At 58.6% G+C, this 21,803-nt stretch carries 18 protein-coding genes; 12 read left to right on the top strand and 6 right to left on the bottom strand.

Translation table 11 applies throughout. The features are described from left to right. Positions 1-195: 195 nt before the first annotated feature. Positions 196-2,013, bottom strand: coding sequence for a DUF885 domain-containing protein (locus tag SPHFLASMR4Y_RS12080; RefSeq protein ID WP_089133773.1), 1,818 nt, complete (start codon positions 2,011-2,013; stop codon positions 196-198). Positions 2,014-2,169: 156 nt separating this feature from the next. On the opposite strand from SPHFLASMR4Y_RS12080, the gene SPHFLASMR4Y_RS12075 reads away from it, so the two are divergent. From SPHFLASMR4Y_RS12075 to SPHFLASMR4Y_RS12060, 4 genes are all read left to right on the top strand, one after another. Next, positions 2,170-3,777: a phytoene desaturase family protein gene (locus SPHFLASMR4Y_RS12075; RefSeq protein WP_089134859.1), complete on the top strand. Its 1,608-nt coding sequence runs from the start codon at positions 2,170-2,172 to the stop codon at positions 3,775-3,777. An 88-nt stretch (positions 3,778-3,865) separates the two neighbouring features. After that, complete coding sequence (locus SPHFLASMR4Y_RS12070; RefSeq protein WP_089133772.1) at positions 3,866-5,755, top strand: DUF3604 domain-containing protein; 1,890 nt, start codon at positions 3,866-3,868, stop codon at positions 5,753-5,755. A 90-nt stretch (positions 5,756-5,845) separates the two neighbouring features. After that, on the top strand, positions 5,846-6,661 hold the full coding sequence (locus SPHFLASMR4Y_RS12065) for a peptidyl-prolyl cis-trans isomerase (protein ID WP_089133771.1): 816 nt from the start codon (positions 5,846-5,848) through the stop codon (positions 6,659-6,661). Next, entirely contained in the window at positions 6,658-7,647 is a 990-nt protein-coding gene (locus SPHFLASMR4Y_RS12060) for a HupE/UreJ family protein (protein ID WP_089133770.1), read from the top strand. Before SPHFLASMR4Y_RS12065 ends, SPHFLASMR4Y_RS12060 begins: the two co-directional genes overlap by 4 nt. A gap of 103 nt (positions 7,648-7,750) precedes the next feature. Here the strand turns inward: SPHFLASMR4Y_RS12060 and SPHFLASMR4Y_RS12055 are convergent, their stop codons facing one another. Both SPHFLASMR4Y_RS12055 and SPHFLASMR4Y_RS12050 read right to left on the bottom strand, forming a co-directional pair. Continuing rightward, on the bottom strand, positions 7,751-8,683 hold the full coding sequence (locus tag SPHFLASMR4Y_RS12055; RefSeq protein ID WP_089133769.1) for an SDR family oxidoreductase: 933 nt from the start codon (positions 8,681-8,683) through the stop codon (positions 7,751-7,753). Between the two features lie 94 nt (positions 8,684-8,777). Beyond that, entirely contained in the window at positions 8,778-9,551 is a 774-nt protein-coding gene (locus SPHFLASMR4Y_RS12050) for an SDR family oxidoreductase (protein ID WP_089134858.1), read from the bottom strand. 125 nt (positions 9,552-9,676) lie between these two features. On the opposite strand from SPHFLASMR4Y_RS12050, the gene SPHFLASMR4Y_RS12045 reads away from it, so the two are divergent. From SPHFLASMR4Y_RS12045 to SPHFLASMR4Y_RS12030, 4 genes are read left to right on the top strand one after another with little or no spacing between them, the layout of a single operon-like run. Further along, the gene (locus SPHFLASMR4Y_RS12045; RefSeq protein ID WP_089133768.1) at positions 9,677-10,057 is read left to right on the top strand and encodes a VOC family protein; all 381 of its coding nucleotides are present in this window, start codon (positions 9,677-9,679) and stop codon (positions 10,055-10,057) included. Between the two features lie 4 nt (positions 10,058-10,061). Further along, the gene (locus tag SPHFLASMR4Y_RS12040; RefSeq protein WP_089133767.1) at positions 10,062-11,870 is read left to right on the top strand and encodes an acyclic terpene utilization AtuA family protein; all 1,809 of its coding nucleotides are present in this window, start codon (positions 10,062-10,064) and stop codon (positions 11,868-11,870) included. 14 nt (positions 11,871-11,884) lie between these two features. Continuing rightward, on the top strand, positions 11,885-12,700 hold the full coding sequence (locus SPHFLASMR4Y_RS12035) for a TIGR03084 family metal-binding protein (RefSeq protein WP_260806956.1): 816 nt from the start codon (positions 11,885-11,887) through the stop codon (positions 12,698-12,700). 12 nt (positions 12,701-12,712) lie between these two features. Next, positions 12,713-13,366, top strand: a complete 654-nt coding sequence (locus SPHFLASMR4Y_RS12030; protein WP_186265929.1) for a Crp/Fnr family transcriptional regulator — start codon at positions 12,713-12,715, stop codon at positions 13,364-13,366. 11 nt (positions 13,367-13,377) lie between these two features. On the opposite strand, the gene SPHFLASMR4Y_RS12025 is transcribed toward SPHFLASMR4Y_RS12030, so the two are convergent. From SPHFLASMR4Y_RS12025 to SPHFLASMR4Y_RS12015, 3 genes are read right to left on the bottom strand one after another with little or no spacing between them, the layout of a single operon-like run. After that, a complete protein-coding gene (locus tag SPHFLASMR4Y_RS12025; protein ID WP_145955528.1) occupies positions 13,378-14,859 on the bottom strand; it encodes a tetratricopeptide repeat-containing protein in 1,482 nt (493 codons plus the stop codon). A gap of 16 nt (positions 14,860-14,875) precedes the next feature. Continuing rightward, positions 14,876-15,508 carry a hypothetical protein gene (locus SPHFLASMR4Y_RS12020; RefSeq protein ID WP_089133764.1) on the bottom strand — a complete coding sequence of 211 codons (633 nt, stop codon included), beginning with the start codon at positions 15,506-15,508 and terminating at the stop codon, positions 14,876-14,878. 10 nt (positions 15,509-15,518) lie between these two features. Beyond that, positions 15,519-17,114, bottom strand: a complete 1,596-nt coding sequence (locus SPHFLASMR4Y_RS12015; protein WP_089133763.1) for a toll/interleukin-1 receptor domain-containing protein — start codon at positions 17,112-17,114, stop codon at positions 15,519-15,521. Between the two features lie 541 nt (positions 17,115-17,655). Here SPHFLASMR4Y_RS12015 and SPHFLASMR4Y_RS12010 point away from each other — a divergent pair. The 4 genes from SPHFLASMR4Y_RS12010 to SPHFLASMR4Y_RS11995 all read left to right on the top strand — a co-directional run bounded on the left by SPHFLASMR4Y_RS12010 (position 17,656) and on the right by SPHFLASMR4Y_RS11995 (position 21,747). Next, complete coding sequence (locus tag SPHFLASMR4Y_RS12010) at positions 17,656-18,033, top strand: MarR family EPS-associated transcriptional regulator (RefSeq protein WP_089133762.1); 378 nt, start codon at positions 17,656-17,658, stop codon at positions 18,031-18,033. Between the two features lie 184 nt (positions 18,034-18,217). Beyond that, positions 18,218-19,522 carry a UDP-glucose dehydrogenase family protein gene (locus SPHFLASMR4Y_RS12005; protein ID WP_089133761.1) on the top strand — a complete coding sequence of 435 codons (1,305 nt, stop codon included), beginning with the start codon at positions 18,218-18,220 and terminating at the stop codon, positions 19,520-19,522. Further along, the gene (locus SPHFLASMR4Y_RS12000) at positions 19,519-20,523 is read left to right on the top strand and encodes an SDR family NAD(P)-dependent oxidoreductase (protein ID WP_089133760.1); all 1,005 of its coding nucleotides are present in this window, start codon (positions 19,519-19,521) and stop codon (positions 20,521-20,523) included. The genes SPHFLASMR4Y_RS12005 and SPHFLASMR4Y_RS12000 overlap by 4 nt, the downstream gene beginning before the upstream one ends. Before the next feature lie 132 nt (positions 20,524-20,655). Continuing rightward, entirely contained in the window at positions 20,656-21,747 is a 1,092-nt protein-coding gene (locus SPHFLASMR4Y_RS11995) for a polysaccharide pyruvyl transferase family protein (protein ID WP_089133759.1), read from the top strand. Positions 21,748-21,803 lie beyond the last annotated feature (56 nt).

Genomic DNA, 21,803 nt, shown 5'->3' with positions numbered 1-21,803 from the left:
AAAAAGGCCTGACCAAAATAATGGTCAGGCCAATAAGGAAAAGAACTCCGATGCCTTCACATTAGAATGGCAGGAGCCCTTCGGGTCGCACCGCCGCTATGCACCCGAAATGATGGGCTGTTATTGGATAAATACGACAGATTCCCCACATAGTTTTGACATTTAAGGACAAAAGCTGCTTTTTGCCCTCGCTGATCAGCTGCTCGATGCAATCCAGGCGTCAACCCGTTCTTCCATGATGTCGAGTGGTACCGGCCCGCTTTTCAGGATTACGTCATGGAACGCGCCCATCGTGAACCTGTCGCCCAGAGCCTCCTGCGCCCGCGTTCGCAGCTCAAGTATCTTCAGCTTGCCGATCATATAGGCGGTCGCCTGGCCGGGATAGACAATATAGCGTTCAATCGCCTTGCGAATATCACCATCCGGATTGGGTGTGTTGTCGGTCAGATATTTAATCGCTTCTTCCCGGCTCCAGCGTTTGTCATGGATACCGGTATCCACCACAAGCCGGCACGCCCGCCACAATTCCATGCCGAGTCGGCCAAAATCGGAATAGGGATCGGTATAAAAGCCCATGTCCTTGCCCAGTTCCTCGCTATACAGGCCCCAGCCCTCCGAATAGGCGGTCACGCCGCCAAATTTGCGGAAGGCGGGCAGATCGCCCAATTCGGTCTGGATCGCCAGTTGCAGATGATGGCCCGGCAAGGCTTCATGATAGGCCAGTGCTTCCAGTTCGGTTTTAGACATGCTGTTGAGATCATAAAGATTCACATAATAGGTTCCCGGCCGGGAACCGTCGGGCGCGGGCCGCTGGTAAAAAGCCTTGCCCGCTGATTTCTCGCGGAACGCTTCCACCGGCTTGATCACGAAGGGAGCATTGGGCAGCGTGTCGAAAAATTCCGGCAGCTTCTTTTCCATTGCTGCAAGCTTGCTATTGGCTTCCGCGAGATAATCTTCGCGACTGGTGTGAAAATATTGCTCGCCGGTGCGCAGATGGACGAAAAAGTCCTGCAAGCTGCCCTCGAAGCCCACATCCGCCATGATCTTGCGCATCAGCCCGTGAATGCGCGCTACATTGTCGAGTCCGATCTGGTGGATCTCGTCGGCGGTCAGCTCTGTGGTCGTATAATTTTGCAGCCGCTCGGCATAATATTCGGCACCGTCCTCGAATCGCCAGACGCCGTCACCGTCGCCAGCCATCGCCTGCTGGCGCTCCATTTCGGCGATCAGTTTTTCATAGGCTGGCTTCAGGCTGTCGACCAGCGCCTCTTCGCCGCGGGCAATCAGGTCTGCCTTCTCACTGTCCGCAATATCGAGAGCATTCACCTTCTTCTTCAGATCGGCAAAGATCGGTGAATCATCACCTTCGGTAAAGGGCGCGCCGGTAATGACATTCCGGGCATCGCTGATCACATAGGGAAAGACCCAGTCCGGCACCATGATCCCGTCATCGGCCCGCTCGGCAGATTGGGCGACCAGTGATTCCATCAATGGTCCGGCGCCAAAGAGACGGCTGACATAAGCGCCTGCATCGGCCTTGCTGTCGACCCGGTGTATATTGATCATGAACGCCGGAATCTGGCTTTGCGCGCCATTCATCTGGTCGAACATATAGCTGTTCCGGCGGAACGGAAAAGCCTTGCGCGAGCGCTCCGCCCGCGCTTCGAACAGGCGGTAACTCAACTGACCGGCCTCGCTTAACCGGTCTTTGTCAAAGGCAGCTTTCATGGTCGCCAGCGCAGCCTGTTCGCGTTCATATTGTTCGACTGCTGCAGCGTCGCTCGGGTCATCCCATTTGCCGTAATCCGCATCGCGGATGCCGCGATAGGCTTTGGAGGTGGGCGAATGGGCCAGTTCCTGCTCGTCATATTGCTCGAAAAAAGCGGACAGGCGGGTGTTGATATCCTCCTGCTTCTCGCTGGCCGTTTCGCTGGTCTGCGCATGGGCTGCAGGTGCGACGGTGACAGCGGTGAGGGCCAGGGCAGAAGCGGCGGTCAGCAACAAATATCTCATCCAGAATGATCCTTATCGAATATAAATTTTGCCAATCCTATCACCCTGTCTGCATTTCCACAAATCATGCCGTCGCGTATCGCTCGCCGGGTGACAGACGATGCCGGCGATTGTCGGTTGCTGCCCGCCGGATCCGGCGGTAGGTCTCGTGACATCATGAATGCACATGCACCGGACGCACTGATCATCGGCGGCGGCCATAACGGTCTGGTCTGCGCTTATTATCTTGCCCGGGCGGGCATGAAGGTCCGGATACTGGAAGCGCGGAAGGTGGTCGGCGGTGCCGCTGTGACCGAGGAATTTCATCCCGGCTTCCGCAACAGCACGGCGAGCTACACGGTCTCGCTCCTGCAGCCGAAAATCATCGCCGACATGGGGCTGGTTGAACGGGGCTATCGGGTGATCGAGCGCCCGAAGAGCAATTTTCTGCCGCTTGGCGGGGGAGAATATCTGCTTTTGGGCGGTTCGCTCGAAGCCACCCAGGACGAGACCGCGCGCTTCTCCGCGGCCGATGCAGCGCGACTGCCGGAATATTATGCGATGCTGGAATCGGCCGCAGCCATATTGCGTGATCTGGCGCTCGAAATCCCGCCCAATGCCGGGGGCAAGGCCCATGCCATGCTGGCCGCCATAAGAAACGCCCGGCGGTTCTCCCGCCTTTCGATGATCGAACAGCACAATATCCTCAAGCTGTTCACGCTGAGCGCGCGTGAACTCCTGGACCAATGGTTCGAAAGCACACCGCTCAAGGCGGCCTTCGGATTCGATGCCATCGTTGGCAATTACGCCAGTCCCGACACGCCCGGCAGCGCCTATGTCCTGCTCCATCATGTCTTTGGCGAGGTCAATGGCAAGAAGGGGCAATGGGGCCATGTGATCGGCGGCATGGGGCGGATCACGCAACTGATGGCGGCAGCCTGCGAGGAGGCCGGCGTCGAAATAAGCCTCGCATCCCCGGTCGCCAGGCTGCTGGTCGAGAACGGGGCAGCGGTCGGGCTGACGACCGTGGACGGCGAAACGATACACGCGCGCAATATCATCGCCAATATTGGTCCGAAACTGCTCTATGACCGGCTGATCGATGCTACCGAATTGCCACCCGGTTTCCGGCAGATGATGGACTGCTATAAATGCGGTTCCGGCAGTTTCAGGATGAATCTGGCGCTGGAGGGCCTGCCCGATTTCCGCGACCGGCCCGGGACCGGCGACCATTTGAAATCCGGGATCATCATGGCACCCTCGCTCGATTATATGGACCGCGCCTATCAGGACGCCCGGCGCAATGGCTGGTCCCGCAAACCGGTTGTCGAAATGCTGATCCCCAGTCTGGTCGACGACAGTCTGGCTCCCGCTGGCCAGCATGTCGCGAGCCTGTTTTGCCAGCAATTTGCACCCGAACTGCCAGAGGGCCGCAGCTGGGACAAGGAACGCGATGCGGCAGTGGCAGCCATATTGGATGTCGTCGAAAGCCATGCGCCGGGCTTTCGCAAGCTGATCCTCGGTCAGATGGCGCTGTCTCCGCTCGACCTGGAACGCAAATTCGGCCTGGTCGGTGGCGATATATTTCATGGCCGCATGTCACTCGACCAGCTTTGGGCGGCGCGCCCCGTGCTCGGTGCGGCCGGTTACAAGGGTCCCCTCGAAGGTTTGTATATGTGCGGATCGGGCACCCATCCCGGCGGTGGCGTGACCGGCGCACCGGGTCATAATGCCGCCAAAACCATCTTGCGGGACCGCGGCTTTTTGAGGCGATGGCTCGGCTGACGCTACGTCAGGCTAGCCTGAACAGCTGCCTATTGCACAGGGCCATCGAGAGCGATAGCCTCCTGCGCTTGGGATGGGAGACTCAATTATGCGCAAATCACTGATGCTGGCAGCATGCTCAGCTGCTCTGGCCTTATCGGCCTGTTCGAAAATAAACGATGACGACAGTGGCGGCGCAGAGATTACGAACACGGAATATCCCGAACAGGTGTTCTGGGGCGACACCCATCTCCACACAGACAACAGCATTGATGCTTTCGGTTTCGGCAACCGGCTCGACACCGAGAATGCCCTGCGCTTTGCCCGCGGCGAGGAAGTGACAGCGACCAAGGGGGCCAAGGCCAAATTGTCCCGGCCACTCGATTTTCTGGTGATCGCCGATCACAGCGACGCGATGGGCGCAACCAAGGCGATCATGGAAGCCCCGCGCTTCGCATTGCTTGCCAATAAATTCCTGCTGCGCTGGCATGACATGATGAACGAGAGTGACGAGGGCTCCTTGCAGGTCACAGCAGAGCTGATCGATGGCGCTGCCAAGAATACATTGCCGAAATCCCTTACCGACCCGGAAGAAACCCGGGAACGCACCGCCGATCTGTGGGAAAAGCATGGCGAGACCGTCGACCAGTATAATGAACCGGGGAAATTCACCGCCTTCATGGGCTTTGAATATACATCGATGCCAAATGGCGACAATCTCCACCGCGTGGTGATGTTTCGCGACAGCCCGGAAGACATGGGCGACACCATTCCTTTTGGTGCTCTGGGATCGCAAAATCCGGAAAAGCTCTGGGCCTATATGGCCGCCTACGAGGAAAAAACCGGCGGCAAGGTGCTTGCCATTCCGCATAACAGCAATGTCTCGAACGGCCGCATGTTCGCGATGAACAAGTTTGACGGCAGCCCGATCGATGCAGCCTATGTCAAGACCCGGGCGCTGCGCGAACCGATTGTCGAGGTCACCCAGATCAAGGGCGACAGCGAATCCCATCCGTTTCTGTCTCCCAATGACGAGTTCGCCAGTTTCGGCGTCACCGGGTGGGACAAATGCAATCTGAGCTGTACCAGAGACATGCCGCCGGAAAGCTATGGTGGCAGCTATGTACGCGAAGCGCTGAAACGCGGACTGGAACTGACGCTGTCCATCGGCGCCAATCCGTTCAAGTTCGGGATGATCGGATCGACCGACAGCCACACGTCGCTGGCAACCGCCGACGAGAATAATTTCTTCGGCAAGCACAGCGCCAACGAGGCGAATAACCAGCGTCGCGCCCACGAGCCACAGAATCTCGGCACCCGCGAAGGCCGCTTCGGCTGGCATTATCTGTCGAGCGGCTATGCAGCCGTCTGGGCAACCAGCAACACCCGCGAAGCCATTTTCGACGCAATGATGCGCCGCGAAGTCTATGCGACCACAGGCCCGCGGATGCAGGTCCGTTTCTTTGGCGGCTTTGATTTCTCCGCGGACGATACGGCAAATCTCGTCAAGGCCGGCTATGCCAAAGGTGTTCCAATGGGCGGCGATCTGCAGGGCGGTGGTGGCCAACCACCCAAATTCCTGATCAGCGCGCTGATGGATCCGGAGAGCGCCAGCCTCGATCGTATCCAGGTGATCAAGGGTTGGGTGGATGCAAGCGGACAGAGCCAGGAGAAAGTCTATAATGTCAGCTGGAGCGATGCCGAGACACGAAAGCTTGGTGCCGATGGCAAGCTCCCTGCGGTACCCAATACCGTCGATCTGACAAAGGGTACCTGGGACAATGCCACGGGCGCGCCGGAACTGGCAACCTTCTGGCAGGATCCCGATTTTGACGCGAGCCAGAACGCATTTTACTATGTCCGGGTATTGGAAATCCCGACCCCGACATGGCCGGTCTATGATGCACTGAAATTCAGCCTGACCCTGCCCGATGACGTGATCAAGATCCAGCAGGAGCGCGCCTATAGCTCGCCTATCTGGTATACGCCGAAAGCATAGCCGTCTTCGCACAAGCGCGTCGAGGCCTGTCACCTGACCGGCCCCGCGGCGCTTTTAAAAGCTCGGACTGAACCAACAGGCCATTCGATAATGGGACGAAAATTGTTGAAAGAACCGCTGATCCATTTTCTGGGCGGAGCATTGCTGGTCTTTGCCTTTTTCTGGGCCACCGGCAGCAACCGTGATCCGGCAGATTATGCGGTCAGCATTGATGAGACCGATATCGAACGGCTCAAGGCCGACTGGGTCCAGAATTTTCGCCGCGCACCGACGCAGGCCGAACTGGACAGCCTGATCGATCAGGAAATTGCCGAAGAAATCTACTATCGCGAGGCGCTGCGGCTGGGGCTGGACCGGAATGATCCCGTCATCCGGCGGAGGCTGTTCACCAAGATGCGTTTCATCGAGAGCGAAGAGACGGCGGAGACCGAAGCGGACGATGCGGTGCTGCAACAGTGGATGGATGACAATCCCGACAAATATGTCCTGCCCCCGCTCTACGATTTTGAACAGATATATCTCGGGCAGATCAGCGCAAGCGAGGCCCGTGATCGGATCGAACAGCTGCAAGCCGGTGCGGACCCCGACAGCTACGCGCAGCCCCTTTCCACGCCCAGGACATTCGTCCAAGCTGAAACGGCCGACATCGCCCGCCAATTTGGCGACCGCTTTGTGGAACAGCTCGAAAAGCTGGAACCCGGCGTCTGGAGCGGACCGGTCGTCTCCGGTTTCGGCAGCCATGCCGTCAGGATTTCAGCGAAAACCTCCGGTCAGAAAGGGGCGCTTGATGACGTCCGGCAACGGGTCATCAATGACTGGTCCGCCGCGCGTCAAGCCGAACAGAGAGACAAAAGTCTGGCCCGCTTGCGGGCGGAATATGAGATCACGGTAGCCGGTCGCCCATGATACGCTGGCTGGCTGTCCTGTGGGCCTGCTGTGCACTTGCTTTCGTCCCGAACAGTGCGCGCGCAGACGAGCTGCGCCCGGCCTATGTCGAGATGACCGAACAGTCACCGGGCCAATGGTCGCTGCTGTGGAAGGCATCGACCAATTCCCGCCTGGGCCAGAGCGGCCAGGTCATCATCCCCGCCAATTGCAATATCGAAGGCAAGCGGCAGCGCGAATTTGCCGGCAGCAATATTCTGACCCGCCTCGATTTGCGCTGTGACGGATCGCTCCAGGGCCAGACCGTCGGCCTGAAAGGGCTCGAGCTTTCGACCACCGACGCTCTGGTTCGTGTTGCGCCGATCGACGGCGCCATGCAGACCCTGCGCCTGACACCGGACCAGCCGGCCGCCGCCCTGCCCAAGCCTTCTATCATTTCCAATGTCGCGGCGACCTATACGATTATCGGGATCGAGCATATCGTGCTCGGCTTCGACCACCTGTTCTTCGTGCTGGCGCTCGTGCTGCTGCTCAAGGGCGGCTGGCTGGTCGCCAAGACCGTCACCGCCTTCACTGTCGCGCATAGCATCACCCTGGTCGGGACAACACTCGGCTGGCTGTCGCTACCCTCGCAGCCGGTAGAGGCGGTCATTGCCCTTTCCATCATCTTTCTCGCGGTCGAGGTGATCAAGGCCGGGCCCGGCGAGCGGCGGCTATCCGAACGTTTCCCGTGGATCGTCGCCTTTCTGTTCGGCCTACTCCACGGCTTCGGCTTCGCCGGAGCGCTCGCGGAAATCGGCCTGCCGGAAGGCGATGTCCCGCTGGCCCTGCTGACCTTCAATCTCGGCGTCGAGATCGGCCAGCTGGCAATTGTTGCCGTGGCTCTGGCGGTATTGATCGGCCTTGGCAAATTTCGGATCCAATGGCTGCATCCGGCAAAGACCGCTATGGCCTATGGCATCGGGATCATTTCCACCTACTGGTTCATAGAGCGCATGATCGCCTGAACATCGCGCCCGGTAACGGAGCCGCATAGAGTCCGGCCTTCACCCCGATGTTCGGGGCAAAGGCCGGTATAGTCATTCAAATCAGCAATATCGGGGATACAAATTATCCCGCAGGCGGACGGTGTGCGTCTTCCGACCAGTCCTGCCGCGCTGCCCATTCTTCCAGCGTCTCGAATTCGACTTCCGGCAGACGCTGCTGCATGAAATCGGTGTCGACTTCAAAAGGCCGAGTGACATTATTGTTATTATATTCGTAGAATGCGGTGATCCCGGCCGCCATGGTCTCGCGATTTTCCGGCGGCACGTCATCGCCAAAAGCCTTGACCAGATAGTCACCAAATTCTTTCGGCGTGCAGGGGTCATATTTGATTTCATGCCCGAATACCCGCGACAGGGTTTCCGCTACTTCTGGTGGTTTCAGGCGCTGTGGTCCACCGATGTTGAGCCACGACCCTTCAAAGTCGGGACGATCCATTGCGGCGACCATGCATTTGCCGACATCGTCAAGGCTGATCCAGTTGGCCTGAAGATCGGCGTTGTGCGGATAGACATAGCGTTTTTCGTCAACGATGAACGGGCGCGCCCAGTTGGTCAGCAGATTGTCCATGAAAAGCACCGAACCAAATACGGTGGCCGGCATGCCGGAGCGGAAAATCTCGTTCACTGCGATCGTGTTGTTGCCATAGGTGAAAGGGTCGCCGGGACGCTCGGGAATCCAGCTCGAGGTGTTCCAGACGAAACGCTCGGTGCCGGCTTCCTTGGCCGCAGCTGCGACCTTGCCGACCATCGTTGCGCGATCTTCGCGCGCCTGCAGCGGGTGGGTGTAGAAAACCGCGTCCGAACCTTCAAAGGCCGGGACCCAGGTCGATTCGTCGGTGAGGTCAATCTGGCGGCATTCATCCGCCGCGTTGGTGCCTCCCAGATCGGGATTTTCACTGCGCGACAGGGCGCGAACCTTGTGACCCGCCGCTGCCAGTTGCCGTATTTGTGCAAGGCCTTGCCGACCGGTTGCGCCCACGACTGATACCAATGCCATGATTTTCTCTCCTATTGCATTTGCAGCGACGCTAGAGGCGAACAGGAAGAGTCCCAATGCTCCATTTTGTCAGGCCATAATTAATAGGATTGGTTCAGGACGCCTGTTCGGTCAGCATCGCCTGCCAGCGCTGCATGCCGGAAATCCATCGCTCGGGATCAGCCCCTTTCTGCTTGATATAGTCGCCGACGACGGGATGCGGCAAAATCAGGAATCGTTCGTCGCCAATCGCTTCGACGCACATGTCCGCGACATGTTCCGGCGTTACGATGCCGTCCTTGGCCACGGTGGAGGTGTCGACACCGGCAATCATTGGCGTATCGACGCCTTGCGGGCAAAGCACCGACACTTTCAGCCCCTCTGCGCCATGGGTGATCGCCAGCCATTCGGCAAAACTGACCGCAGCATGTTTGGTCACCGAATAAGGCGCCGACCCTATTTGCGCCAGAAGACCGGCCGCCGACGCGGTGTTGAGCAGATAGCCGCCACCACGGGCCAGCATTTTCGGCACCAATATCCGTGCCGCCTGGATATGGGACAGGACATTGATCTCCCAGATATTCTGCCAGTCCGCGTCCTCCACTTCGACCCCGCCGCTGGTGATGATACCGGCATTGGAAACGAACAGGTCAATCGGCCCGATATCGGCTTCCACCGTTTCGATCAGATGACGGATATCTTCGGCCAGGGACACATCGGTTTTGATCGCCACACCGCCGATCTCGTCGGCAACGGCCTGCGCGCCGGCAAGATCGCGGTCTGCACAGATCACCTTTTTTGCGCCTTCCGCAGAAAATCTGCGGGCCATGGCCGCTCCGATACCGCTGGCACCACCAGTGATGACGATAATCTTGTCTTGCAATTGCATATTGATCTTGTCCTGCTTGAATAAATTAATCACTCGCTTAAAGATGCCAACCGGTTAGAACAAGGCAAGATTGCACGCGGGCCGATCCGCTCCCGAAAAGATCGCCCGGAACTGAGGAGAGAAAAATGTACAGTCACATGATGGTCGGATCGAACGATATCGACCGGTCAAAAAAATTCTATGATGCGTTGTTCAAAAGCGTTGGCGGTCCGGAAGCGATGGTCGATCCGAAAGGCCGACTGATGTACATCCACAACGGCAGCATTTTCATGGTTACGTCGCCCATCGATGGCAAGGAAGCCACATCTGGCAATGGCATGACCGTCGGATTTGCAATGGAAAGCCCCGAGCAGGCCGACGCTTGGCACAAGGCCGGTCTGGAAGCCGGTGGCACCGCCATTGAAGACCCTCCGGGTGTCCGCGAAAATCCCGGCATGAACCTCTATCTCGCCTATCTGCGCGATCCGGACGGCAACAAGCTCTGCGCCCTGCACCAGATGGGTTGAGCCTATGCCGGACAGGACCATCCGGATCGGTGGCGCGAGTGGCTATTGGGGCGAAAGCGCCATGGCCACTCCGCAGCTGCTTGGCGCAGGCGTGGACTATCTCGTCTATGACTATCTCGCCGAGATCACCATGTCGATCATGGCGCGCGCGCATGCCAAGGATCCGGCGGCGGGCTTCGCCGGCGATTTCATCAGCGCCGTCCTGAAACCGCACGCGAAAGCGATTGCCGCAAAGGGCGTGAAGGTCATTGCCAACGCGGGCGGGGTCAATCCTGCATCCTGCGGCGAAGCGGCGCGGGCGCTGATCAGGGAACAGGGTCTCGACCTCAAGGTTGCGGTGATCACCGGCGACAATCTGCTGGGCGAGCGGGATGCCATCGCTGCGGCTGCACCGAAGGAGATGTTCACCGGCGCTGCCTTTCCCGACAAGGACAAGATCGCCAGCATCAACGCCTATCTCGGCGCTTTTCCGATCGCCAGGGCGCTGGCCGAAGGCGCGGATATCGTAATCACCGGCCGCTGCGTCGACAGCGCGGTAACACTGGGCGCCTGTATCTACGAATTCGGCTGGTCCGCGAGCGACCATGATCTGCTGGCCAGCGGCAGTCTGGCAGGCCATCTGCTGGAATGCGGACCGCAGGCGACCGGCGGCAATTATACCGACTGGGAAGAGGCCGGTGACATATCGAATATCGGCTATCCGATCGGATCGGTCGCGGCCGACGGAAGCTTCACCATCAGCAAGCCCGAAGGCACCGGCGGCTGCGTCACCATCGGCACGGTGTCCGAGCAAATGCTCTACGAAATCGGCGATCCACAGGCCTATATGCTGCCCGATGTCGTCTGCGATTTTTCACAGGTCGAGATCGTCCAGACCGGCCCGGACAGGGTCCGCGTGTCCCAGGCAATAGGCTATCCTGCACCCGACCATTACAAGACCTGCCTGACCTATGGCGAAGGCTTTCGCGGCGGGACCTATGTCAGTTTCTACGGCTTTGACGCCGCCCGCAAGGCGCAGAAATTCTGCGACAATGTCTTGGTCCGCGCCAACGCGATTCTGCGCGGCCACAATCTCGGCGAATATAGCGAAACCAGCGTCGAGATCATCGGCGCGGAAAGCCAGTTCGGCGACTATGCCTCCGATCACGAGCCGCGCGAAGTGGTCGCGAAAATCGCCGCCAAGCATCAAGAAGCTGCGGCCATCGGCATCCTGCTCCGCGAGCTGACCGGGCTGGGTCTGGCGACACCGCCAGGCCTGGGCAGCTTTTCCGGCGCGCGGGCAAAGCCATCGCCCGTCGTAAGGCTGTTTTCCTATCTCACGCCGAAAGACGCTGTGGCCGTCACGATCGATGTCGACGGCGAGACAACCGCATTTCAGGACGCCGAAGGTCAGGCCTTCGATCCGGCTGCCATCACCCGCCCGGAACCGCCGCAAACGCCGCGCGAACCGGAAAGAACCGTCACCGTTCCGCTTGTCCGGCTGGCCTGGGCCCGTTCCGGTGACAAGGGCGACAAGGCCAATATCGGCGTGATCGCACGCGATCCGGCCTATCTGCCCTATATCTGGGCGGCTCTCACCCCGGAGTCCGTGGCGAAGCGCTTCGGCCATTTTATAGAAGGTGGCGCCGATGCGGCCCAAATCGACAGATATTATCTGCCCGGCTCCCACGCGATCAATTTTCTGATCGACGCCGTGCTGGGCGGCGGCGGTGTCGCGAGCATCCGCAATGATGCGCAGGGCAAAGGCTATGGCCAGATATTGCTCGCCCATCCGGTTGTCATACCGGCGGAACTCGCCGAAAAACTGAATTGAAAAGGACATTATCGATGATGCAGGAAGCCCGGGATTTCAAACAGGAAAGCGACACGCTCGCGGCCGTGCTTGCCGATGCCGGTGATGATGTCTTTGCCACCGTTACCCAGTTCAAGGGCTGGACGATAGAAGATGTCATCGGTCACCTTCATGTCTGGAACGCCGCGGCCCTGATGACCCTGCAGGACCCGGACGCCTTCAAGCAATTTCTCCGCGACATGATGGGCGCGTTCAAGACCGGCAAGGGTCATATCGATGTGCAATATGAATGGCTGGACCAGCATGCCGGCGGGATTCGCGGCAAGGCCCTGTTCGACGCCTATTGCGATTATTATCCCGAACTCGCCACCGCTTACGGCGAAGCCGACCCCGAGACCCGCGTCGCCTGGGCCGGGCCGGACATGACCACGCGCTCGAAGATCATCGCCCGCCAGATGGAGACCTGGTCGCACGGACAGGAGATATTCGATATATTGGGACAAGAGCGTCAGGATGGCGACCGCATTCGCAATATCGCGCATCTCGGCGTCACCACCTACGGCTGGACCTTCCGCAATCGCCGTCAGGAGCCGCCGGCTCCCAAGCCGTTCATTCAGCTGACCGCGCCATCGGGCGCCGTCTGGGAATGGAATGACCCGCAAGACGATAATGTCGTTCGCGGCAGCGCGGTGGAATTTTCGCAGGTCGTCACCCAGACCCGCAACATCGATGACACCGCGCTCGAAACTATTGGCGATACTGCCCGGCAGTGGATGGAAGTCGCCCAATGTTTCGCCGGCGGCCCGGAGACACCGCCGGCAAAGGGAACCCGGCGTATCGCCACCGGCTGAATGGAGGAGGTAATGACCAGCAGCGACCGTATCGCCGCCCTCGCCGCGTTTTTCTCCTGCTCACCGGAAGAAGCCGCGAGAGTGGATTCGGCCACCCGGCTGGTGCACTATCGCCACAAGGCTATTCTCGCTCATCAGGGCGATCCCGGAGCCAAGCTTTGGATCGTGCTCGAAGGCCGGGCGCAGTTGCAGATCATCGGTGTGGACGGCCAGACCAAATTGCTCGCCGCCCATGGTCCCGGAGAATTGTTCGGTGCCTTTCCGCACGAGCGGATCGTGATTTCCGATGTCGTGGCCCAGACAGGCCTCTCGGTGCTTGAAATCCCCACCGCAAAAATGACCGTCCTGTTGCAGGAAGAAGCCCGGATCGGCAGCGGCCTGGCCAAGATTCTGGGCCGCCAATATAATGCGGTACTCGACCGGATGGCGGCCCGCATCACCCTGACCGCCAATGGCCGGGTCTATGCCGAGTTGCTGCACGAAGCGGGGGAGAAAGGCGAAATAGCGCCACCGCCCGTGATCGCGGCGCTCGCCTTATCCGCCCAGACAACGCGCGAGACCGGTTCGCGGGCAATCAATGCGCTGGAACGGCGCGGAATCATCCGGCGCGATGACAAAAGGCTGGAAATCCTGTCGCGCGGTCTGCTCGAGGAACTGGTGATCTGAACGGCAAGCGCTCAGGCGACGGACCATAATGACAGCGGTCCGCGCACGCTCTGCAATTCACCGATCTCCTCGATCGCGTGGCCGCCCGGTTCGAGCGTCAGCACCATTGCCGACTTATAGTCGGTCAATATCGCGCCGCCGCCCGACGCGCGCGCCATGTCACCGGCCTGTTCCAGCAAAGAGGACGCAGGCCTTTGCGGATCCATGATATCGATCAGCAGGCTGATTCTGGCATCGGCGTGATGCTGCAACAGAGAGCGGCTGAGCGACAACGTTTCCGCGATATTGGCAGCAATCCTGTAACAGGCATCGCCAGCAGTCTGAAACGCGCCGACGGCTTCAGGGAGCTGTGAGTCCTGGTCGAGCCCGTCCACCCAGAGAATAGCGGCCAGCTCTCTGGTCTCCCGGTCCGAGGGCGCAGTGATCGGATCATGGTCCGCCTTGCGGGCAACGGATAGGGAAAATTGCTCGTGGCCGGTTTCGGTCCATACCAGATGCTGGCGCCTTGGTTCATCGCCCCGGCCGGTGATGGTGAGCGCCTTCGGTCGGCTTGTCAGCACCGCGGCATTGCGGATGCATTGCCCCATGGCGACCAGGTCCGCCAGTTCGACCGCAACCGCAATCCCGCGCTCGTCCTCTTCCGGCGATTCCGTCAGCGCATCGAGCCGGGCCGCCGCCGCGACCAGGGTATCAAAGCGGGAAAGCCAATGGTCGCCATAAGGAGCGACCGACACTTGCCGGAAGCGGTCCACCGGATAAGGCAATATGATATGCAGTTCCGTGCCTGCCCTATGCAGCGCCTCGGCGATCAGGATATCCGCCCCCGCTGCGAGCGCGCCAAAGCCGAAACCCGGCTTTTCCCGCGCAATGATCGCGTCAATATTCTGTGCAATGGCCGGGTTCGTCTCGTCCAGGCCGATAATGCCGCTGAAGTAGAGGCTGGGCGGTGGACGATGCCGGTCGAGCCACGCAGCGTCCTTGCCCTGTTCGGCGAGGATCTGTGCAAACTGGCCAAGGGTCGCGGCATGATCCTCCCAGGCCCGGGGAAGTTTCGATATTCCCTCGGCCAGCGCCGCACGCGCACCAGTGTCATCGTCCAGCAGCAGCAGAGCCTCCGCCCGCGTCGCGGCCCGCCAATAGGCATTTTCACCCTGCTCCGGATCGCTGTCTAGCAACGCCAGCGTTTCCCGCGCCAGCGAATGCGCCCGATCCGGCCGGCCTGCCAGCAGTGCAAGCGCTGCGGCATTGATCAGCGGATAGCTGTCGCGCTCCAGCGCAGCCGCCCCCGCATATGCCTCCGCCGCTTCGCCATAAAGCCGCGCACGATCTGCACCGCTCGCAGCCTTCGCCTGATCCTTGAGCAAGCGGCCCTTCAGGGTGAGCGCCTTTCGATCATCCGGATGCGCATCCCAGCCAGCGGACTGAAACAAGGCCCATGCCCGCGCCGGGTTACCGGCACGGGCGATGGCGAGGATTTGGTGGAGGGTGGTCATTCTTTCACTTTTGGCCTTATCCACTTCCGGCACCGCCAGGATGTCCAGTGTCTCCCGACCCTGTCACAATTCCTTCCGCTCCCGGGTTATTTTCCTCACCCCTTTGAGTGTTGAACAGGAAAGGGTGAACAAAGTGACCAGCGACCCCTTGGTTCGAAGCTTGCTCCCCATCGTACAAGAAACTTGCCCAGTTGCATGCCGGATATGCGCCAGCGCCAGCACTTGGCGTGATAATTTCAACACCTCCTCCAGCAAGCCGGTAGAGACGACAGTCAGAGTAAATGCCGGCATGGGTGGACTCGAAGGGAGGTGCGGAAGTCGAAAACGCGTCATTTTGGACATCCCAGTGGAATAGAAAAAACGTCTTTTTCTTCGTAGATTCGATGGATAAAGGACGCAGTTTACGACCTGGCTTAGATACAGGGTTTTTCCGGGGAATTCGCCAACTGTTTGCCGGCTTTGTCATGATTTCCTGAACAAGATCATTCAGTTGCTGCGCGTCCCTGCGCCTGTTCGATTCAGCAATTTTCTTGTAACCGATCACCGCGTCTTCTGCATTGCCCAGTTTTGCAACTTGTAAAAAAATGAAATGGGCTACCTCGAATTGCTGTTGGTCAAGCATCGCGTTATTATTTTGAACAGACCCCATGACTTTGCTCCTAATTTGCTTTCAGTTTTTGAATTCGGCTGCGCGATAGTTTCCAGCGTGAGTTTTGCGGATCGTGCCTGATCAACTGCTCAATCATATGAGAGGCAGATTGTGCAAATTTGTCGGCTTCCTCGAAACGAGAATGGTCAATCAGGAATTCTGCATATACCATCTGGGTTCTGACCCATTGATCGCGAACCTCCGTGTTGTTCGGATCATCCTGATAGGCCTTTTCGACGAGACGAACCTGCATCTCTCTGTGATGCGCACCCCGCTCCTGCATATCGTTCGCAAAATAAGCGTCCGATAGCCAGGCATGCCGATTGGCGAGGTCCGATAAAGCCTGTTTGTCATGCGGATTCAATTCGAGTAATTTGGCGATGTGACGGTATGCGGTGGCGCAATAATGCAGAGATAATTCCGGTTCCGTTCCGGATGCGAGATTCTCCGCGCACAGGTTGCCATAGGAGTAACCGGCATGCCTCAACCATTCAGGCTTGATCTTTCTACGTGTCATCAGTTGATCAACCAATTTCCTGTTGCGCAGATACCGGTTTTTCGATTCAGCGTAATCTTTCCTCCAGTATGCGGCCAGCCCGAGCCAGTTTTCACTTTGGGCATGAGCAAAAATCCGATCCGGATTCCCCGGTTCCCGCTCCCACAACGCCTCCGTTACCCGGTGCGCCTCATTGAACTTCACCGCCGCCCAGCCAAAATTTTTCCGCTTTTCGTCATCCTCGCCCATCGCGTGCAAGATTCGCGCACGCCGCTCGAGACTTTCTGCCGGCATATCCGACAGATCACCCTGATCCTCGTAATAGTCCATCGCCCGCTCGTTGACCTTGGTCATCACATCAAGCCGGCCAACACCTTTCAGCTCGCTGCGCAAATCGGTCAGCATATATTCGACCAGCCCTTCGGCTTCGGCCTGCTGATGCTGCGCCTCGTCGCGCGACTGGATTGCGAATATTGTCATCCCGATCATCGCTAGCAGCGCGATCAGCGCACCGCCCGTGACGGTCATCACGCGGCGGATGCGGCGGCTCGCATCGCGCTGGACCAGCGCATCGAGCGGGACACCGGCGATGCCCGCGACGATTTTCAGAAAGCCGAGCCGCCAGCCGTCACCATCCTTGCGCAGGTCCGCCGCCAGCGGCTCGGCACCATCGAGTAGGGGCGCCGGGAAAGCCTCTTCCGGCTCGCCGCGCACCAGCGCCGCCAGCACCGGGCGATCCGGATGCAGCGTCCGGAACAATTCAATTTCGCGGGCGACCCATTGCGACCCCCTGGCATCGGGAGAGCAGATGATGATCAGCGCTTCGGAGCCCGCCAGCGCCTGCTTCACCGATTCCGAGAGATCCTCGGCTGCCGGCAGGTCTTCGCGATCCCGGAAGATTCGGCCAAGGCGGCCATTGTCCGGATCTGCCGTCTGGCGATCTCTCAAATGACGGGGCAGCCGATATGTTTCAATTTTACGGTGGAGCTTTTGGGCGATCGCAGCATCGGCATGGCTGTAGCTGACAAAGGCGCGAAAACGCACCGCATGCGGATCAGATTTCCCTGCATCTCCCAAAATTTGCCCCGCGATCGAATGTTCAGACGACATTTGCCCGATAGCTCATGTCGAGAGGTTATCGGGATTCGTGAACGCTGTCACGGACTAAAAGTCCAGCCTATTGTTACACACCATCGCCACTATTTCATAGAAATACAGATTTGCAGGGCATGGAAAGCAATATGCTGAACAACATTATTGGTTGTGTTGTAGGTTATACAATTGCAAGCATTATCCCGACCGCGATGTCTGTCCGGAATACCCGATATTTTTCAAGCGCAGATGAAAGCAAACGCGCCCGCCCGGGACAAGGCGAGGGTTGTACAGAGTTACGCCGAAATCTGACTCCTTAGATCGTTGACTTTCTGACAGTTTTCCGGATATGGGGCGCCGCAACTCCTCCAGGAACGCGCCCCCGCTTCCGCCAGAACGCCATGGCAAGACCCAGTGAGATTTTTACTTTTGCACTTGTTCGCCAGCGCCGCAACATGCTACCGCTCAATAATGAACGATATAGAGTCTGTTCTATCCGCCGACTTTTAGCCACGCGAGGCGCCCGTTGGGTTAGCCCGAGAAAAACCAGTCTGAACCTATGACGAGCAAACGCAGCAAGCTTCAGGAGGATACGCGGTTTCGCGTGCTTCGCCTGCTCGACGAGAATCCTGAAATGTCGCAGCGGGAGATGGCGAAGGCCGTTGGTGTCAGCGTCGGGGCCATGCATTATGTGCTGAACGCGCTGATCGAGAAAGGCCTGGTAAAACTGGGAAATTTCACCGCTGCAGAAGACAAGCGCCGCTATGCCTACAAGCTGACGCTCAAAGGTATCGCCGAAAAGGCGACGATGACGCGCCGGTTCCTGCTGCGCAAAATGGAAGAGCACGAGGCGCTCAAGGCCGAAATCGAGAGTCTGGCCGCCGAACTGCCCGAGGCCCAGCTGCCCGGACTCCGCGATGGTGTGAAAAGCAAATGACCGGACATCATGAAATTGTCACAAGTAACGTTGATCGGGGCAAAATAGAATGGCCGCGATCTTGCACGCCACTCCATCGCCTGTTGTCTCCGGCATGTGGCATCAGGAATATCAGTGCACCGGCAGGACAGCCGGCGCGCCGCAAACCATATTTTGACTATCTAGCAAAGGGAATAACCGAACAATGAAAATTGCAATGATCGGCACGGGTTATGTGGGACTTGTCTCGGGCGTGTGCTTTTCCGACTTCGGCCATGATGTGGTCTGCGTCGACAAGATGCCCGAAAAAATCGCCCTGCTGGAACGCGGCGAAGTTCCGATTTACGAACCCGGGCTGGATGCTGTCATGGAACGCAATGTCGCCGCCGGCCGGCTGAGTTTTACCACCGATCTGGCCGCAGCGGTCGACGGCGCTGATGCGGTCTTCATTGCGGTCGGCACACCGACCCGGCGCGGGGATGGTCATGCCGACCTGACCTATGTCATGGCCGCGGCAGAGGATATTGCCCGGGCGCTGACCGGATATGCCGTGGTGGTAACCAAATCGACAGTACCCGTCGGCACCAACCGCAAGGTCGAGGCGGTCATCCGTGAAACCAATCCGGAAGCAGAGTTTGACGTGGCTTCCAATCCCGAATTCCTTCGCGAAGGCGCGGCAATCGACGATTTCATGAAACCCGACCGCGTCGTCGTGGGCGTCGAAAGCGACCGCGCAAAGACGGTCATGGGGGACATCTACCGTCCGCTGTTCCTGCGCGAATTCCCAATCGTCTATACCGATCTGGAATCGGCAGAAATGATCAAATATGCGGCCAATGCCTTTCTCGCCACCAAGATCAGCTTCATCAACGAAATCGCGGCCCTGTGCGAGCGTGTCGGAGCCGACGTCAAGTCGGTTTCCAAGGGCATCGGGCTGGATGGCCGGATCGGCAACAAATTCCTGCACGCCGGGCCGGGCTATGGCGGCTCCTGCTTTCCCAAGGACACCAGCGCGCTGGCCCGCATCGGTCAGGAACATGGCGTTCCCCAGCGCATCACCGAGACGGTGATCGAGGTGAACGAGGCGATCAAGCGGCGGATGATCGACAAGCTACTCGACCTGTGCGGCGGTTCGGTCAATGGCAAGACGGTGGCCGTCATGGGCGTCACGTTCAAGCCGGAAACCGACGACATGCGCGATGCGCCATCGCTGACCATCGTTCCGGCCCTCGTGGGCGGCGGCGCCAATGTGCGGGTATGCGACCCCCAGGGACTGCGCGAGGGCGAGGCGCTGTTGCCCGGCGTCACCTGGGTGGACGACGCCTATGAGACAGCCAGCGATGCGGACATCGTGGTCATCCTGACCGAGTGGAACGAATTTCGCGCGCTGGACCTTGCGCGCCTCGCCGGGGGTATGAATTCCCCGGTCATGGCCGACTTGCGCAACGTCTATGATCGCGATTCGGTCCTGGCAGCCGGCTTCACCGAATATGTTGGAGTTGGGCGATGAAAACTGCCTTCATCACGGGAACCGCCGGGTTCATCGGCTTTCATCTGGCCGAACTGCTGCTGCAGGAGGGCTGGACGGTCGCCGGCTATGACGGCATGACCGACTATTATGATGTGCGCCTTAAGGAACGGCGGATCGAGCTGCTCAACCAGCATCCGAAATTCACCTTCACCCAGGCCATGCTGGAAGACAATGATGCCGTGCAGGCTGCCGTCACCGCCGCCGCACCCGATATCATCGTCCATCTCGCGGCGCAGGCAGGAGTCCGCTACAGTCTGGAAAATCCCCGCGCCTATATCGACGCCAATATCGTCGGCACGTTCAACGTCATGGAAGCCGCCCGCGCGGTGCAGGTGCAGCATCTGCTGATGGCCTCGACCAGTTCGGCTTATGGTGCCAATACCGAAATGCCCTTCGCCGAAACGCAGAAAGCCGACACGCCGCTGACCATCTATGCCGCGACCAAGAAGGCGAACGAGGCAATGGGCCATTCCTACGCCCATATCTACGATATGCCGACGACGATGTTCCGCTTCTTCACCGTCTATGGCCCCTGGGGCCGTCCCGACATGGCCCTGTTCAAATTCACCAAGGGCATATTGGAAGGCACGCCGATCGACATCTACAATGATGGCGAGATGTGGCGCGACTTTACCTATGTCACCGACCTGGTGCGCGGGATCCGCCTGTTGATCGACGCGGTCCCGGGCGGACCGGAAACCGCAGTCGAGAATGACAGCCTGTCCCCCGCCGCTCCGTTCCGGGTGGTCAATATCGGCAATTCCGACAAGATCCGGCTGCTCGATTTCGTGGAAGCGATCGAGGATGAAGTGGGCAAGAAGGCGGTGCGCAATTACATGCCGATGCAGACCGGCGATGTGCCGGCCACCTGGGCGGACGCCGGCGTGCTGCAGCGGTTGACAGGTTACCGGCCAGATACCGGTTTTCGGGAGGGCGTGGCCGAATTCGTCAACTGGTACCGCGACTTTTACGGAGTCTGAGCATGCGCCTTGGATCCATCACTCTTGAGCGCAACGGCAGCTCAGCCGGACCGGTTGATTCATGGGTAGGTCTGCCGTCAGCAATCATGATGGTGCCACAACACTGCGAATTGCTGATGAGGATGGATCTCCATGGATAAGAATCTGAAAGTCGGTTTGTTCGGCTATTATAGCTACGGGAATCTGGGCGACAACCTGATGGCTTTTCTGTTGTCACGGCATGTCAAAAGCCTCGGCTATGAACCCATAGTTTTCACCAAATCACCAGAATTCATGTCAGGTTGGGACGTGGAACTTTGCTCCAGCGTCACCGAACTCGTTGCGCAATCTGACGTCATCATATTCGGAGGCGGCGGATTACTGATCCCTAGAAACAATTTGAGCCCGGCACAGGCGGATTTTACCCGCGACATGGGTGCAGTGACAGAGGCGGCCAAAGCCAAGAATATTCCGCAGATTGGCATCTCGCTCGGAGGTGCAGGAAAGTCGCTCGATCAGATCACCCCTGCAGAGAGACAGAATCTCGTGCGCGGCTTAACCCATGTTACATTGAGAAACAGCGAAGATATCCAGTTGCTCGAGCAGGCGGGGATCGACGGAGCATTTTTCAACGATATGGTGTGGACCACCGCAGATCAGGTGCCTGTCGCGAAAAAGAAAACCTCGGGTCGACGTCGGATTGGTTTCAATCTCTATATGACCCAGTCCCGACGGTACAGGTTGTTACGAAAGATATTGGGCATGATTGTCCGGCTACGTCCGGATCTTGATTTTATATTCATTGATATTCATCCTGGACCGAACGGCGAGTTTAATGCCTTTGCACCGGACCGGATGCCGAAAAACTGTTCTCGCAAGACTCTGACCGATATCGAGAAAGCTTGCGAGGAAGCCGCCACTCTCGACCTGCTGGTCAGTACGCGCCTACATTTTGGCGTGATGATGATGAGCTATGGTGGCACTACAATCGCTTATGCTGGGCAGGAAAAGACACGGCTTCTGTACAAGCGGATCGGGCGCGAGCGGCTGTTCTGGAACAGCACCGAATTATTTCAGTTCATCCGTTGTTTCCTGTTACCCGGCGCGTTGAAGAGAACCATATCCTTCGGGCAGACTCTGACCGTAGCAGATGTGGTACGTGATGCTGGGCAACATTATGTTCAGCTGACCAAACTGCTGGCGGGAATAGCCGAACGCAAGACGGAGCAATCCGGTGCGCACTGAAGATGATTTTCCGCTTCGCCGACATGCCAGACATGTAGGTACAATATTTCGGCTAG

The organism is Sphingorhabdus sp. SMR4y (assembly GCF_002218195.1).
In the GTDB taxonomy this organism is placed as follows: Bacteria; Pseudomonadota; Alphaproteobacteria; order Sphingomonadales; family Sphingomonadaceae; genus Parasphingorhabdus.
The sequence above is the reverse complement of the archived record's forward strand: the minus strand, read 5'-3'. Positions and strand labels throughout refer to the sequence as shown.